Here is a 14,150-nt window from a genome sequence, read left to right as displayed (position 1 = left end):
CAATCTCTTGGGGGTGGCATGATTCCCGCGAAAGAGGGGCGGCCGACATGCGAGCTAGATGGACTGCGACAGCACTGGTGCTGCTGGGTGGGCTTCTCGCGGGCTGTCAGGTCGCGGTGACCGGCACAGCGGGACTGTCCGACGCTGACCGGCAGCTGGCCGCGCAGCGTGCGCAGCAGCAGACGGCGGTGGACGCCGCGCTGAAGGCGCTGGAGCAGGCACCAGCGCTGCAGTACGACGCGACGCTGAAGGACGGTGCTGGCAACCCGGCGACGCTGACGTACCGCGTCGCGCGCGACGGCAACGGCTTCGGCGCGCTGCCGCTGGAAGGCAAGTCGGTGCGGATCACCGAACCGGATGGACAGCTGTACCTCGCGGCCGACGCCGACTACTGGAAGGCGCACGGCCTGGAGGAGAACAGCGCCCAGTTCGGCGGCGGATGGGTGCACACGGACGCGAGCGAACTGCCGCTCGACCCGGCCGCGCGGATGGCCCCGCCGAAGCTCGCCGGCGAACTGCGCAAGTCGCTCGGCGGGCTCGGCACGGGCGCGCCGCAGAAGCAGAAGCTGCCGGACGGCACCGAGGTGTACGACCTCGGCGGCGCGCTGCAGGTGACCACCGCCGAACCGCATCGGGTCACCGGGTTCGCGCCGGCGCTGCTCGATCCGCGCGGCGGTCCGAAGCTGGGTGCGGCATTCCGCGTCCGGCCGCTCGCTGACGCGGAGATCAAGCAGTTCCACAACGATTTCAACGCCGCGGTCGACGCGATCGGGCAGCCCTTCGACGGCCTGGCCCAGGCGAGCGTCACGGTGCTCAACGACAAACTCGACTGCCAGGATTACGTCGGTTCCTGCAAGACCACAGTGGACGTTTCCAACAGCGTCGTCGGCAATCAGCCGGGTTCGAAACCGAGCGTGCACATCAAGCTTTCGGTGGAAATCAGCGCGGACACCCTTGGCTCGCAAAGCTGCGCCACCGAGGGTGACGCGGCCGCGGACGCGACTATCACGATGTCCTGTTCGGTCAAGTTCAGCCTGCCCAACCGCACCGCGAGCTACCAGGTGCTGGCGAAGCCGACGGCAGTCGCCGAGGTGCGCTCGCCGGTCGACGCGAACGCGGTGAAGGCGAAGCTGGCCACGGCGTTCGCCGCGCTCGGCGGCTGACCTGCACGCTCACCTCGGGGTGCGTTTCTTCCGTTGAAGTAGCCGAAGATCGATCCTTACCATCGGCGGCGTTGACACGGACTTTCATTTCGAGGAGCGGCAAAATGAGCAAGCTTGTGGTGTTCGGCGCGACGGGATTCGCCGGCGGCCGGATCACCGACGAGGCGCTGCGGCGCGGGCACTCCGTGATCGGGGTCGCGCGCAAGGCCGAGGGGCTGCCCTCCGGGGTCGAGGCGCGGTCGGGGTCGATGCATGACGCGGAGTTCGTCGCGTCGGTGGCCAAGGGCGCGGACGTGCTCGTGATCGCGACGCCGGGCCGCGCGGACGACCAGGGCCGCCGTCTGGTGGACGCTCTGCCGACGCTGGTGGAAGCGGCCCGCGCGAATGGCGCGCGGCTGGCGATCGTCGGCGGCGCCGGCTCGCTGCGGGTCAGCGAGGACGGGCCGCGCGTGATCGACACCCCGGACTTCCCGGAGGAGTACAAGCCGGAGGCGGGCAGCCACGTCCTCGTTCTGGAGGCCCTGCGCGAACTGCCCGCGGACGTCGACTGGTTCTACGTCAGCCCGGCGGCCGAGTTCGGCTCCTGGATCCCCGGCGAGCGCACCGGCAAGTTCCGCCTCGGCGGCGACGTGCTGGTCAGCGATGCCAACGGCCGGTCGCACATCAGCGGCGCGGACCTGGCGATCGCGTTCCTGGACGAGATCGAGGAGCCGAAGCACTCGCGCGCCCGGTTCACGCTCGCGTACTGAGCGCGGTTCAGCCGGGAGAACCGGCGGTGCAAACGAATTTCGTGGCGTGGGCCGGGTCGAGCGCGTTCGTGACCAGGTTCCAGACGTTGAGGTCGTAGGCCTCGCCGATGTGCCCGACGGGATCGAACGGGCAGGTGTCCTGGACGTACTCGTTCGTGACGCCCGGTTCACGCACGAAAGAAGTCTCGGTCGGCGTCACCAATTCGTCGAACCGGGACGTGAGCACGGTGTAGCGCACGCCGGGCTGCGCGATGGGACCGTTCGTGAGCGTCCGCACCGCGCTGCCGTCGGTGATCAGGTTGTCGCAAGCCGGGCAGCCGAACGCGGTAAGCGCCTTGCCGACCTCCTCGCGCACTCCCAGCAGGTACGCCAGCTTCGTCAGCCCGGCGAACGTGGTGCCGTGCGTGGGCGGCGCGATGGCCACGACGGAGCCGATCCGGTCCGCGATGCCCTGGGTCTTCGTGACGTACAGGGATTGGAAGCCGCCCTCGGAGTGGCCGACCAGATCCACTTGCGCCGCACCGGTTTCGGCCAGCACCTCGCCGACGAACTGCTTGATTTCCGTTGCCGAGTCAGCGATCGGGCGCAAGCCGCCGACGACCGGGAACTGCGGATACGCGCCGTAGGTCCGGCTGAACGTGCAGTATCCCTTGGCTGCCACGTGATCCTGCAGGAAGTTCAAGTCCTCATAGGACGTCGCGCCGAGCCCGTGCAGGAACACCACCGGACGCGGATGCGCCGAACTCGGCCGGCACGCCGGATCGTTGACGCCGCCAGTCGTGGCGGCGGTGGCTGGGGCGGCGAACGCGGCGGTCAGCAATGCCGCGGCGGCCAGGACGATGCGCAACCTCATCGGAGCGGTCCTTCCCTGTCGTCCTTGACAGCGTCCTTGACACTGGATACCCGTGGGTATTGGATACCTGAAGGTATTGAGCGGGCTGAGCCAGTGTCAACCCCCTGGATGAGGGAGAAGCCGATGACCGGCCGGACGCGGCCGACGCGGGCGGAGACCCGGCGGCGCATCCTCGACGCGGCCTTCGCCGTGTTCGGGGAACAGGGCATCGCCGCGACGAAACTGACCGAGGTGGCCGCGGCGGCTGGGTTGACGAAAGGCGCGGTCTACTCGAGTTTCGCGTCGAAAGACGAGCTGGTGCTGGCGCTGATGGAAGAGCACGCCGCGCACCGGCTTGAGGCGAGCCTGGCCAGCTTCGCCGAAGCGGACGACGGCGGCGCGGGGCTGGCGAACGTCGCCGCGGTGCTGATGTACGAAATGCGCACCGACGCGGTGTGGCACCGGCTGCTGGCCGAGTTTTTCGCGATGGCGCACCACGACGACCGGCGGCGCGACGCTTTGCGCCGACGCCGCCGGGAGGTCCGCGACACCATCGCGCGCGCCTTGAACCGGCTCGCCGAGGGGCTGGACCTCGAACTTCCGTTGCCTGCCGAGGAATTCGCCGTCGTACTGCTCGCGTTGAGCAACGGATTGGCCGTGGAGGCCGACATCGACGACGAAGCCGTCCCAGACGGTCTCCTCGGCCGGGTGCTCACGCTGATCGCCGGCGACGCGGTCGCGAAGGTGCAGGCAGCGGCTAGCGACCCCGCAGCTCAGCCACCACCGGAGCGAACGTCTCCATCATCGCCTCGAACACGGTGAAGTAGGAGAAGCCGTACCGTTCGCGCTGCGCGATCAGCTGCTGCACCATTTCGTCCACTGTGCCGAAGAGAAGCTGCGGTGCGCGGAGCAGTTCGTCGACGTTGGCTGCGCTGCGTTCCTCGGTCTCAGCGTGCCATTCCTCGGCCGCCTTGCGACGGTCGTCAGTGACCACCACGCGCTGGATCAGCATGTTGTAGTTGATCTCGCGATCCCCTGCCAGGGAACGGAAATACGCGACCCGGTCGTCCATCGCCACGTCGTTGTCGAGCACGAACGTGCCCGGCGGACGCCCGCGATCCTGGCGAAGACCAGCGAAGCCGACGATGTCCGCCTGTTCCGCCGCGAGCTTCAGCACGCCGTCGCTGTTGCCCGCGATCAACAGCTTCGGCATGCCACCCTCGTCCTCGACGCGAGTGCGCAGCTCAGCGAGACCTTCGGTGAGGTAGGTGATCCGGTCCGCGGCTTTGCGCCACGGCAGCCCGGCGTCGTCGAACTCGTGCTTCATGTGGCCTGAGCCGAGGCCGAGTTCGAAGCGGCCGTTGGTGAGTTTGTTGGTGGTGGCGACATCGCGAGCGAAGAGGGCCAGGTTGTAGAACGGCACATTGGACACCAGCGTGCCGACCCGCACCCGCTCGGTCACCGCGGCGGCAGCGGTGAGCGCGGGAAACGGCGACAGCCGCCCCGGCCCGAGATGATCGGGCACGGTCAGGTGGTCGTAGCCGAGTTCCTCGGCGCGCCTGCTTTTTTCGGTCCACTCAGTACCGTCGGCCGTGAGCCGCAGGCTGACGCCGAATTCGAAGTTCCCCATGGCAGAGACGCTAGCCAGTCCCGGACGGGGGACGCATCGGTTTTCGCCCCCGGCGGAACCCGGTTTTTGTCGTACCCCGTCGTTAGCTTCGAGGGCATGGTGTTGTCGATCGAAGAACGGGAACAGTTTCTGGCGGAGCCGCACATCGGAGCGCTCTCGGTGGTCGAACGGCCGGACCGGGCGCCGCTCACGGTGCCGATTTGGTACCAGTACGAGCCGGGCGGCGAGTTGTGGGTGATCACGCAACCGGAATCACGCAAGGCGAAGGCGATCGAGGCGGCGGGCCGGTTCAGCCTGATGGTGCAACGGGTCGAGCCGACGGTGCGGTACGTGTCGGTGGAAGGGCCGGTGGTGCGCACCCGGCCGGGCAGTCGCGAGCTGACGTGGGAGATGGCCTCGCGGTACCTGCCCGCCGACAAGGTGGCGGGATATGTCGAGTTCGAGCGGACGCAGTTGGGCGAGCACATGGCGATCCATCTGCGGCCGGAGAGGTGGCTGTCTGGGGATATGGGTGCGGTGTGAGGACGCGTGCTGGGTTGACGAGCACGGGGTGAGCTGTCGGCGCGGGTGATGTGCCGGGTGCGGCCGGTCTGACGCGGCGGTCAGGGCCTGGGCTGCAACGGTGTTGAGCGAGTGTGGCGGCTCTTGTGCGTGGAGCGTGTTTAGGCAGGAGGTGGTGTTTGGAGCGTTGTGGTGCCGTCGGGGCGGGCCTGGGTCGGGTCCTCGTGGGTGCCGCTGGAATGAGGCGTCGCGGCCGGAATCGGCGCGACTTCCTGGGCTTGGCTGACTCAGTCGGGCTCGAACGTATCGCCATGGTTGTGCTGGGCTTGGCCGATCCGTCAGGTCTGAAAGCGTCGTCGTGGTCGCGTGGGTTTGGCTGACCGGTCGGGCTCGAACGTATTGCCGCGGTCGGGCGAGTTTGGCCGACCCGCAGGACCCGAATGTGTCGCCGCGGTCGGATGGGTTTGGTCGACCGGTCGGGCTCGAATGTGTCGCCGCGGTCGGGCGTCGCTCTCGGGTGACCGGAATGCTGCCGGGCTCGATACCGCGCAGGGCTGCGGGGCTTGATACGGCGCAGGGCGGCCGGGCTCGACACGGCACGATGTTGCCGGGCTCGATACGGCGCAGGGTCTCGCCACAGCGCAGCGCCAGCCGAGTTCGCCACCGCGCAGGCCTGCCGGGTTCGCCACGGCGCAGGGCCTGCTGGGCTCGGCACGGTGCACGGCCTGCCGGGTTCGCCACAGCGCAGGGCTTGCCGGGCTCGATACGGCGCAGAGCCTCGCCACAGCGCAGGGCCTGCCGGGTTCGCCACAGCGCAGGGCCTGCCGGGCTCGACACCGCGCACGGCCTCGACATGACACCGGGCCCCTGACGTTTCCGCCAAGGGCCCGGGGTGCCACTGCTTCGGTCAGGGCTGGTGCAGCCCTGCTCCAGTCAGGCTGGCGCGGTCCGCGTCACGCGTTGCCGTCGAAGAGCGACGTGACCGAGCCGTCCTCGAAGACCTGCTGGATGGCTTCCGCGAGCATCGGGGCGATGGACAGCACCGTCAGGCCCGGGAAGCGCTTTTCCTCCGGGATCGGCAGCGAGTTCGTCACGATGACCTCGCGCGCCTTGCACTGCGACAGCCGCTCGGTGGCCGGGTCGGAGAGGATGCCGTGCGTGGTCGCGATGACTACGTCCGCCGCACCCTCTTCCAACAGGGCTTCGGTGGCCTTCACGATCGTGCCGCCGGTGTCGATCATGTCGTCGATCAGCACGCAGAGCTTGCCCTCGACCTTGCCGACCACGCGGTTGGCCACGGCCTGGTTCGGCTTGTCCGGGTCGCGGGTCTTGTGGATGAACGCGATCGGCCGGTCGCCGAGCTGCTGGGCCCACTTCTCGGCCAGCCGCACGCGGCCCGAGTCCGGCGAGACGACCGTGATGTCCGCGTCGCCGTAGGTCGCCTTGATGTGGTCGGCGAGCACGGTCTGCGCCATGAGGTGGTCGACCGGGCCGTCGAAGAAGCCCTGGATCTGCGCGGTGTGCAGGTCGACCGTCATGATCCGGTCCGCGCCCGCGGTCTTGAACAGGTCCGCGATGAGCCGCGCCGAGATCGGCTCGCGGCCCTTGTGCTTCTTGTCCTGGCGCGCGTACGGGTAGAACGGCATGACCACGGTGATCCGCTTGGCGCTCGCGCGCTTCAGCGCGTCCACCATGATCAGCTGCTCCATCACGTACTCGTTGATGGGCGTGGTGTGCGCCTGGATCACAAACGCGTCGGTACCGCGCACCGACTCCTCGAACCGCACGAACAGCTCGCCGTTGGCGAACGTGTGCGCGGTCTGCGGGGTGATCGTCACGTTGAGGTGCTTCGCGACCTCTTCCGCAAGCTCGTGGTGCGCACGGCCGGAGAAGAGCATCAGATTCTTCTTCGGCGTACCTGACTTCGGACTCATGCTGGCGACTCCCCGTCGGTTCCTGCTGCTGACTCGGACACAACGGTGTCCTGCTGCTGGGCGGCGAGAGCAGCTTCCGCTGCCTCCGCCGCGGGCGTCCCCGGCCTGCGCCGGACCGCCCAGCCTTCGATGGTGCGCTGCGGACCGGCCGACAGCGCCAGTGAGCCAGGCGGGACGTCGTCGCGGATCACCGCACCGGCTCCACTGTAAGCGCCGTCCCCGATCCGCACCGGCGCGACCAGCGTGTTGTCCGCCCCAAGCCGGACATGCGACCCCACGACGGTCTGGTGTTTGGCCACCCCGTCGTAGTTCACGAACACACTGGAACAGCCGATGTTGCTGTGATCGCCGACGATCGCGTCGCCTACATAAGTGAGATGCGGCACCTTCGTACCGGTGCCGATTTGCGCGTTCTTCGTCTCGACGAACGCGCCCAGCTTGCCCTTCGCGCCGAGCTTCGTGCCCGGGCGCAGGTACGTGTACGGACCGACGTTGACGCCGTCGCCCAGCTCAGAGCCCGAACCGTGCACGCGCACGACCGACGCGCCGGCGCCGATCTGTACGTCGGTCAGCGTGGTGTCCGGGCCCACAACGGAGCCCTCGCCCACCGAACAATGGCCCTTGAGCTGCGTGTTCGGCTCGATCAGCACGTCGCGCGAGAGCGTGACGTCCGCCTCGATCCAGGTGGTGTTCGGGTCGGTGACCGTGACGCCCTCGCGCTGCCAGCGGCGCACGATCCGGCGGTTGTACTCCGCGCCGAGCACCGAGAGCTGCACCCGGTCGTTCACGCCCTCGGTCACCCACGGGTCTTCGACGACCAGCGCGCCGACGCCCTTGCCGTCCTCGCGGGCGATGCCGAGGACGTCGGTGAGGTAAAGCTCACCCTGCGCGTTGTCGGTGGACAGCCGCGACAGGCCGTCGATCAGCACGGACGCGTCGAAGGCGTAGACCCCGGAGTTGATTTCGGTGATCGCCCGCTGCTCCGGCGTCGCGTCCTTGTGCTCGACGATCGCGCTGACCGACCCGTCGGCGCCGCGCACGATGCGGCCGTAGCCGGTCGGGTCGGCGACCTCGGCGGTGAGCACGGTGACCGCGTTGCCCGTCTTGGCGTGCTCGGCGCGCAGCGATTCCAGGGTTTCGGTGTCCAGCAGCGGAACGTCGCCGTAGCTGACGACCACGGTGCCGGTGAGTCCTTCCGGCAGCTCCGCCAGCGCGCACGAAACGGCGTGCCCGGTGCCCTTCTGCTCTTCCTGCACGGCGGTGGCGACCTCGCGGCCGAGTGCCTGCCCGACCCGGTCGAGTTCGGCGCGCACGGCGTCGCGGCCGTGTCCGATCACGACCACCAGATGCTGCGGCGCGAGGCCGGCGGCGGCGCGCACAGCGTGTTCCACCAGCGGCCTTCCGGCGATCGGGTGCAACACCTTAGGAGTGGAGGAACGCATGCGGGTGCCCTCACCCGCAGCGAGGATCAGCGTGCTCAGCGGGCCGCTCACGAGTCTCCCAACGATTCACCGGTGCGTTGACGAGCACCAACGATCCTACGTGGGGTCCTCAGCGCTCCACGCGGGGTCGGTCGGAGCGGTTTCCCCAGGCCAGCCGCCCGTGCCGTCGCCAGCCATCGAGTTGGCCGACGCCACCTGGTTGCCGCCGCCGCGTTTCGCTTCGTACATCGCCGCATCCGCGCGCGCGAGAACCTGTTCGGCCCGCTCCTGCGGACGCAGCGACACCAGGCCAATGGACAACGTCACACCGTGCGAAAGGTGATGCGGCAGGGTCGCGACAGATTTGGCCGCGCGGCCGAGCGCCATCTTCGCCGCCGACGCCGGCGCTCCGGGCAGCAGCACGATGAACTCGTCGCCGCCGTAGCGGGCCACCACGTCGTCGCCGCGCAAAGCGTCGCGCAGAGTGCTTGCGACAACACGCAAAACATTGTCGCCCTCGGCGTGCGACTGCTTGTCGTTGACGCCCTTGAACCCGTCGAGGTCGACCAGCGCGACCGCGAGCGGTTGCGCGTCCGCCGACGACGCCAGCGAGCGCAGCCGTTCGTCGAGCGCGCGGCGGTTCGGCAGGCCGGTGAGCGGATCCTGCAGCGCCTGCTGGGTGATCGCGCCGTGCTCGGCGGAAAGCCGTTCATGCTCGCGACGCGCGTTCAGCGTGGCGATCTGCGATTCGCGCAGCGCCCACATCTCGGTTTCCAGCGCGGTCGCGTAGTCGATCAGCGACTGGCTCGCGGCCTCCGGGTCGAGCCGGGCGAGTTCGCGGGAGAGGGTGAGCCGCATCGACGGCTGCGACACGTCCTCGGCCAGCACGTCGCGGGCCTCGCGCAGCACCTGCAGCGCGTCGGAGCGGCGGCCCGCCTGGTCGAGGCAGCGGGCCAGCGCGATCGCGACCAGCTCCTGCTCGTGCGGGTAGTGATGGCCGAGATGCATGCCCTGCAGCCGTTCGACGTGCTCGGCGGACGGATCGTGCAGCGCGAGCGCCGCGGCCAGCACGCCGACCTGGTCGACCGCGGACACGCCGATCTTGCGCGGGAACAGCGATTCGGCGAACGGGCCTTCCGCGGCCACCGCCATCGACGCGGCGGTGCGGAACTTCTCCGCTGATTCGTCGTACTGCTCGATCCGCTCGAGCCGCAGGCCCCAGCCGAGCAGCATCTTGACCCGGTTCATCAGCTGCAGCGTGATCTCGTGCGGGCTGGCGCTTTCCCGGATCGCCTGGTGCGCGCGGCCGATCACCTCTTCGGCGGCCTCGTACACGCCGAGCTGGTTGAGCACGATCCAGCAGTCGATGAGCGCCATCGACTGCATGCGGTTCCAGTTGCGGACGCCGACCTGGCGGTCCGGAATCGTGGAATCGTCGAGGATCGCGAGCGCGCGGGCGATCTCGGTGAGCGCGGCGTCCTCCTGCGCGGCGAGCACGAGCCGGCGCCCGCGCAGCGCGTGTGCGTCCGCGCGGAGCAGGGACAGCCCGTGCCGCCGGGTGTGCGCGAGCATCTCGTCGAGCCGGGGTTCGGCCTCGGCGGCGAGGCCGCGGGTGACCAGCCGGGCGAAGGCGGAGGCGCGCAGCAGCTGGGCGACGAGCGTCGGTTCCCCCGGCGCAGAGTCTCGTCGAGCAGCTCGTCCATGATCTTGACGATCTCGAGCTGATTCTCGTGCTCCTGGCGCTGTACGGCCGCGATGAGTTCCCGCGCGCGCCCGACCAGCCACGCGTCCGACATCTCGACCAGGGTCGGGCGACGGGCGCCCGCGGGGTCGCTCGGTTCCTCGCTCAGCCGCCCCCACTCCCATCGCCCTCGCCGGATGTGCAGCTCCGCCGCCAGGATTCGAACCTGAACTGTCAGAACCAAAATCTGAAGTGCTGCCGATTACACTACGGCGGATCGGTCCTGGTCAGGATAGCGATGATCGGGGACGGGGGCGCCAGGAGGGGGAGGCGTGCGCCACAGAGCCGTCCCGGGCATCGGGCAATCGGACTTTTCGGGCCTCCACAGCGCCGGAAACCTCCTGTACCGTAACTTACGACACCGTAGGTAAGGGCACCCTTCGCAAGGGGTTGTGAGAGGAAAGAAGTGAGCGCATGACGGCCACCCTCGATCGTTCTCAGTCAGCGGGCGACCCGCCGAAGGGCCCCAAGCCGATCATCGAAGGACAGCGGTCGATCGGGGTCCAGTTCTCGGTGTACTTCGGGGTGCTGCTGCCGATCGTGGCGCTGCTGGTCGCGGTTCCGTTCGCCTGGGGCTGGGGGCTGACCTGGCTGGACGTCGCGCTCTTCGTCGTGTTCTACGGGATCAGCGGGCTGGGCATCACGGTCGCCTACCACCGCTACTTCACCCACGGCTCGTTCAAGGCGAAGCCGTGGCTGCGGGTCGTGATGGCGATCGCGGGCAGCATCGCGTTGCAGGGGCCGGTGATCACCTGGGTGGCCGACCACCGGCGCCACCACGCGTTCTCCGACCGCGACGGCGACCCGCACTCGCCGTGGGCGTACGGCACCTCGCCGCTGGCCATCGCCAAGGGTTTCTGGCACGCGCACATGGGCTGGCTGTTCGAGCGCGACAAGAGCAACCAGGGCCGGTTCGCGCCGGATCTGGTGAAGGACAAGGCGATCAGCAAGGTCGACGACCTGTTCTGGCTGTGGTCGCTGGTGAGCCTGTTCCTGCCGGCGCTGCTCGGCGGGCTGATCTCGTGGTCGCTGTGGGGCGCGGTGACGGCCTTCTTCTGGGCTGGCCTGGTCCGGATTTGCGTGCTGCACCACGTGACCTGGTCGGTCAACTCGATCTGCCACATGATCGGCGAGCGCCCGTTCGCCGCGCGCGACCGTTCGGCGAACTTCTGGCCGCTGGCGATCTTCTCCTTCGGCGAGTCCTGGCACAACCTGCACCACGCCGACCCGACCTCGGCCCGGCACGGCGTGAAGCGCGGCCAGATCGACATGTCGGCGCGGCTGATCTGGATGTTCGAGAAGTTCGGCTGGGTGCACGACGTGCGGTGGCCGACTCCGCAGCGGCTGGCCCGGATCGCGGCTGAGGCTAAGTAGCGTCGTGAGTGGTAATCCCGGTTAGAGCCGGGATTACCACTCACGACTACCCTGCTGCGAATGGCGGGGAGACGACGGGCTAAACGAGAAGCGGCGGTCACCGGGGCGCGGCCGGCCGCACCGGTCGCGCGGGTGCGCATGACGGGCACCGAGCGCAGGCAGCAGTTGCTCAACGTGGCGCGCGCTTTGTTCGCCGAGAAGGGTTTCGACGGCACCTCGATTGAGGAGATCGCCGCGCGGGCGAACGTGTCCAAGCCGGTCGTCTACGAGCACTTCGGTGGCAAGGAAGGCATTTACGCCGTCGTCGTCGACCGCGAGACGCAGCTGCTGCTCGATCGGATGGTGTCGACGCTCCACGGTGGACACCCGCGGGTGATGCTGGAGCAGGCCGCGGTCGCGCTGCTGAGTTACGTCGAGGATTCCCACGACGGGTTCCGCATTCTCGTCCGTGATTCCCCGGTCGCCAGTTCCACCGGCACCTTTTCGACTGTCCTCAACGACATCGCCAGTCAGGTCGAGCACATTCTCGCGCAGCAGTTCGCCGCGCGCGGGTATGAGGAGAAGCTCTCCGCGCTCTACGCGCAGGCGCTCGTCGGCATGGTCGCGCTTACCGGGCAGTGGTGGCTGGACGCGCGCAAACCGAAGCGGGACGAGGTCGCCGCGCATCTGGTGAACCTCGCCTGGAACGGGTTGTCCCACCTGGAAAACAAGCCCCGGCTGCTCGGCTGAATCCTTAGCCGCCGGACGGCGCGTTGCTCAGATCCACCACGCAGAACAGGTTGTCGTCCGGGTCGGCGAGGACCACGAAGTCCGGCTTCGGCGGGTAAAGGTCCCAGTCGACCCGTCGGGCGCCGAGCCCGATCAGCCGTTCCACCTCGGCGCGCTGCTCGTCCGCGGTGTCGGTATAGAGGTCAAGGTGCAAGCGCGGCTTCGGTTCGGCGGGCGACTCGCTTCGCATCAATCCCAGCGCGTGCGCGCCGCCGGGGTGGGCGAGCGTCCGCCACGTTTCGCTCGCCCATTCCGGGTCCTCGACGAGCCCGAGCGCCTCGGACCAGAACCGCAGGGCCCGTTCGACGTCGGCGACTCCGAGCACCGTGATGCCGAGGCGCAGCATCAGGCCAGTTTTCCTTGTGCGTGCAGGTCGTCGAGGATCAGCTGGACCGTCGCCGACACCTGGTCGTGGTCGGCGTGCGTGAGCCAGCCGAACGACTCGATCTCGCTGCTCGGCTTCAGCTCTCCGGTGTAATCCGCGGTGTAGCAGGTCATTCGCACCACGACGCCGTCCGCTTTGCCATGCGCCTGCGCTTCCCACACCCCGGCCGGCTGCGCGGAAGCCGGGTCCAGTTGCACGCTCAGCTCCTCAGCGATCTCCCGGACCAGCGTTTCGACGTCCGTCTCGCCCGCTTCGCGTTTGCCGCCGGGCAGGTACCAGGTGTCCTTGCCCGCTGAGCGCGCGGCGAGCAGCTTGCCGTCGACCAGGTGCAGCCAGGCGACTTTGTCGATTGAGGACATGCCAGCCACCCTACCTCCGCGCCCGCCGGTCCAGGTCTGCGAGCAGAACGCGCAGGAGGTCGGCCAGCTGGTCGCGTTCGGCCGGGGACAGCGCGGACACCAAGGTTTCCTCGTGCTCCAGCAGATCCCCGACAGTGCGTTCGATCAGCTCGTGTCCGGCCTCGGTCAGCTCGACGTACACCGCGCGACGGTCCGAAGTGGACTTCACCCGGCGGACGTGGCCGTCACGTTCGGCGCGGGCGGTCTGCTGGGAGATCGCGCCGGGGCTGACCCGGCAGCGTTTCGCGAGTTCGCCCGCGCTGAGCCGGTACGGCGGCCCGGCCCGGCGCAGTGTGCTGAGCAGGGTGCGGGTGGACGCGTCCATGCCCAGTTCCAGCATGGTCGCGCGCCGGTCGTCCTCCAGCAGTTTCGCGATGTGCCAGATCCGCGTGATCACGCCGATGGACGACACCGGCGTGCCCGGCCGCTCGCGCAGCCACGCCCGCTGGATCTCGTCCACCTCGTCGCTTGACGGGTTTTCCCCGCCGCCGGTACCGTCGTTCACGAGAGGTACTTTAGCAATAAAGGACGTGCGGATGAAACGGGAAGCAGTAGTGACCGGGGGCAGTACCGGAATCGGGTACGCGATCGCCGCGGCGTTTGTCCGCGCCGGGGATCGGGTCACCATCACCGGGCGGCGCGAGGACGTGCTCACCGAGGCGGCGACGCTGCTCGGCGCGCGTGCGGTGAGCTTCGACGCGAGCGATCCCGAGGCGGTCGAGGCGGCGCGCGACCAGCTGCCCGAGCGGGTCGACGTGCTGGTGAACAACGCTGGCGGCAACACGGATTTCCTGCGCGAAGACGGTGGCGGCCTGAAGGCGCTGGACGCTGCCTGGACGGCCAACATCCGGGCCAATCTGTTCTCCGCCGCGTTCGTGACGGCGGCGTTGCGGGAGCGGCTGGCCGACAACGGCCGCATTGTCACCATCGGTTCGATCGCGGGCCACACCGGTGCCGAGTCGTATGGCTGGGCGAAAGCGGCGGTGGAGGTGTGGAATACCGAAACCGCTCGTCAATTCGGGCCGCGCGGGATCACCGCGAACATTGTCGCGCCGGGCCTGATCGTGGACACGGAATTCTTCCGCGGCAAACTCTCCGCGGAACGGCGGGAACAGCTGGTCGAGAACACGATGACGAAGCGGGCGGGCAAGCCGGACGATGTCGCCGAGGTGGTGCGGTTCCTGGCCTCCCCGGAAGCCGGACACGTCACCGGTCAGGTGGTGCACGTGAACGGCGGAGCGTACGTCGGCTGAC

At 68.8% G+C, this 14,150-nt stretch carries 14 protein-coding genes, 1 tRNA gene and 1 pseudogene; 7 read left to right on the top strand and 9 right to left on the bottom strand.

The window, feature by feature from the left end; genetic code table 11:
- The first annotated feature begins 47 nt into the window (after positions 1 to 47).
- Complete coding sequence (locus RPX00_RS07005) at positions 48 to 1,163, top strand: hypothetical protein (protein WP_406638581.1); 1,116 nt, start codon at positions 48 to 50, stop codon at positions 1,161 to 1,163.
- 104 nt (positions 1,164 to 1,267) lie between these two features.
- A complete protein-coding gene (locus tag RPX00_RS07000) occupies positions 1,268 to 1,912 on the top strand; it encodes an NAD(P)-dependent oxidoreductase (protein ID WP_406638579.1) in 645 nt (214 codons plus the stop codon).
- Positions 1,913 to 1,919: 7 nt separating this feature from the next.
- On the opposite strand, the gene RPX00_RS06995 is transcribed toward RPX00_RS07000, so the two are convergent.
- Positions 1,920 to 2,765 carry an esterase/lipase family protein gene (locus tag RPX00_RS06995; RefSeq protein ID WP_406638577.1) on the bottom strand — a complete coding sequence of 282 codons (846 nt, stop codon included), beginning with the start codon at positions 2,763 to 2,765 and terminating at the stop codon, positions 1,920 to 1,922.
- A 123-nt stretch (positions 2,766 to 2,888) separates the two neighbouring features.
- Between RPX00_RS06995 and RPX00_RS06990 the strand changes: the two genes are divergently transcribed.
- A complete protein-coding gene (locus tag RPX00_RS06990) occupies positions 2,889 to 3,566 on the top strand; it encodes a TetR/AcrR family transcriptional regulator (RefSeq protein ID WP_406638575.1) in 678 nt (225 codons plus the stop codon).
- Here RPX00_RS06990 and RPX00_RS06985 read toward each other — a convergent pair.
- A complete protein-coding gene (locus RPX00_RS06985) occupies positions 3,502 to 4,374 on the bottom strand; it encodes a TIGR03621 family F420-dependent LLM class oxidoreductase (RefSeq protein WP_406638573.1) in 873 nt (290 codons plus the stop codon). The genes RPX00_RS06990 and RPX00_RS06985 overlap by 65 nt on opposite strands.
- Before the next feature lie 96 nt (positions 4,375 to 4,470).
- Here RPX00_RS06985 and RPX00_RS06980 point away from each other — a divergent pair, with 96 nt between their 5' ends.
- Positions 4,471 to 4,896, top strand: a complete 426-nt coding sequence (locus RPX00_RS06980; RefSeq protein ID WP_406638571.1) for a pyridoxamine 5'-phosphate oxidase family protein — start codon at positions 4,471 to 4,473, stop codon at positions 4,894 to 4,896.
- A 932-nt stretch (positions 4,897 to 5,828) separates the two neighbouring features.
- Here the strand turns inward: RPX00_RS06980 and RPX00_RS06975 are convergent.
- The 4 genes and pseudogenes from RPX00_RS06975 to RPX00_RS06960 all read right to left on the bottom strand — a co-directional run bounded on the left by RPX00_RS06975 (position 5,829) and on the right by RPX00_RS06960 (position 10,188).
- Positions 5,829 to 6,809, bottom strand: a complete 981-nt coding sequence (locus RPX00_RS06975) for a ribose-phosphate diphosphokinase (RefSeq protein WP_182889785.1) — start codon at positions 6,807 to 6,809, stop codon at positions 5,829 to 5,831.
- Positions 6,806 to 8,302 (bottom strand): bifunctional UDP-N-acetylglucosamine diphosphorylase/glucosamine-1-phosphate N-acetyltransferase GlmU, encoded by a 1,497-nt coding sequence (gene glmU, locus RPX00_RS06970; protein WP_406638569.1) that lies wholly within the window; start codon positions 8,300 to 8,302, stop codon positions 6,806 to 6,808. The genes RPX00_RS06975 and glmU overlap by 4 nt, the downstream gene beginning before the upstream one ends.
- Before the next feature lie 45 nt (positions 8,303 to 8,347).
- Positions 8,348 to 10,026: pseudogene (locus RPX00_RS06965) on the bottom strand (diguanylate cyclase domain-containing protein).
- 90 nt (positions 10,027 to 10,116) lie between these two features.
- Positions 10,117 to 10,188: transfer RNA gene (locus RPX00_RS06960), tRNA-Gln, on the bottom strand.
- A 197-nt stretch (positions 10,189 to 10,385) separates the two neighbouring features.
- Here RPX00_RS06960 and RPX00_RS06955 point away from each other — a divergent pair.
- Both RPX00_RS06955 and RPX00_RS06950 read left to right on the top strand, forming a co-directional pair.
- Entirely contained in the window at positions 10,386 to 11,345 is a 960-nt protein-coding gene (locus RPX00_RS06955) for an acyl-CoA desaturase (RefSeq protein WP_406638567.1), read from the top strand.
- 138 nt (positions 11,346 to 11,483) lie between these two features.
- Positions 11,484 to 12,074 carry a TetR family transcriptional regulator gene (locus RPX00_RS06950; protein WP_378300397.1) on the top strand — a complete coding sequence of 197 codons (591 nt, stop codon included), beginning with the start codon at positions 11,484 to 11,486 and terminating at the stop codon, positions 12,072 to 12,074.
- Between the two features lie 4 nt (positions 12,075 to 12,078).
- Here RPX00_RS06950 and RPX00_RS06945 read toward each other — a convergent pair whose 3' ends face one another.
- Genes RPX00_RS06945 through RPX00_RS06935 form a run of 3 tightly spaced genes read right to left on the bottom strand, consistent with a single transcriptional unit; the run spans position 12,079 to position 13,401 of the window.
- Positions 12,079 to 12,459: a VOC family protein gene (locus RPX00_RS06945; RefSeq protein WP_406638565.1), complete on the bottom strand. Its 381-nt coding sequence runs from the start codon at positions 12,457 to 12,459 to the stop codon at positions 12,079 to 12,081.
- Positions 12,459 to 12,857 (bottom strand): NUDIX domain-containing protein, encoded by a 399-nt coding sequence (locus tag RPX00_RS06940; RefSeq protein WP_406638563.1) that lies wholly within the window; start codon positions 12,855 to 12,857, stop codon positions 12,459 to 12,461. Before RPX00_RS06940 ends, RPX00_RS06945 begins: the two co-directional genes overlap by 1 nt.
- Before the next feature lie 10 nt (positions 12,858 to 12,867).
- Positions 12,868 to 13,401 carry a MarR family winged helix-turn-helix transcriptional regulator gene (locus RPX00_RS06935; protein WP_406638561.1) on the bottom strand — a complete coding sequence of 178 codons (534 nt, stop codon included), beginning with the start codon at positions 13,399 to 13,401 and terminating at the stop codon, positions 12,868 to 12,870.
- 31 nt (positions 13,402 to 13,432) lie between these two features.
- Between RPX00_RS06935 and RPX00_RS06930 the strand changes: the two genes are divergently transcribed.
- Positions 13,433 to 14,149: an SDR family NAD(P)-dependent oxidoreductase gene (locus tag RPX00_RS06930; RefSeq protein ID WP_406638559.1), complete on the top strand. Its 717-nt coding sequence runs from the start codon at positions 13,433 to 13,435 to the stop codon at positions 14,147 to 14,149.
- Position 14,150 lies beyond the last annotated feature (1 nt).

Source organism: Amycolatopsis sp. WGS_07 (assembly GCF_045278895.1).
In the GTDB taxonomy this organism is placed as follows: Bacteria; Actinomycetota; Actinomycetes; order Mycobacteriales; family Pseudonocardiaceae; genus Amycolatopsis.
This window is presented reverse-complemented; position numbering and strand designations above follow the sequence as displayed.

Bases quoted from the DNA above. Each gene is read 5' to 3' on its own strand.
- RPX00_RS06985 (WP_406638573.1), bottom strand. From the start codon at position 4,374: ATGGGGAACTTCGAATTCGGCGTCAGCCTGCGGCTCACGGCCGACGGT.
- RPX00_RS06990 (WP_406638575.1), top strand. From the start codon at position 2,889: ATGACCGGCCGGACGCGGCCGACGCGGGCGGAGACCCGGCGGCGCATC.
- RPX00_RS06940 (WP_406638563.1), bottom strand. From the start codon at position 12,857: ATGTCCTCAATCGACAAAGTCGCCTGGCTGCACCTGGTCGACGGCAAG.
- RPX00_RS06950 (WP_378300397.1), top strand. From the start codon at position 11,484: ATGACGGGCACCGAGCGCAGGCAGCAGTTGCTCAACGTGGCGCGCGCT.
- RPX00_RS06945 (WP_406638565.1), bottom strand. From the start codon at position 12,459: ATGCTGCGCCTCGGCATCACGGTGCTCGGAGTCGCCGACGTCGAACGG.
- RPX00_RS06980 (WP_406638571.1), top strand. From the start codon at position 4,471: ATGGTGTTGTCGATCGAAGAACGGGAACAGTTTCTGGCGGAGCCGCAC.
- RPX00_RS06995 (WP_406638577.1), bottom strand. From the start codon at position 2,765: ATGAGGTTGCGCATCGTCCTGGCCGCCGCGGCATTGCTGACCGCCGCG.
- RPX00_RS06955 (WP_406638567.1), top strand. From the start codon at position 10,386: ATGACGGCCACCCTCGATCGTTCTCAGTCAGCGGGCGACCCGCCGAAG.
- RPX00_RS07005 (WP_406638581.1), top strand. From the start codon at position 48: ATGCGAGCTAGATGGACTGCGACAGCACTGGTGCTGCTGGGTGGGCTT.
- RPX00_RS06930 (WP_406638559.1), top strand. From the start codon at position 13,433: ATGAAACGGGAAGCAGTAGTGACCGGGGGCAGTACCGGAATCGGGTAC.
- RPX00_RS06975 (WP_182889785.1), bottom strand. From the start codon at position 6,809: ATGAGTCCGAAGTCAGGTACGCCGAAGAAGAATCTGATGCTCTTCTCC.
- RPX00_RS07000 (WP_406638579.1), top strand. From the start codon at position 1,268: ATGAGCAAGCTTGTGGTGTTCGGCGCGACGGGATTCGCCGGCGGCCGG.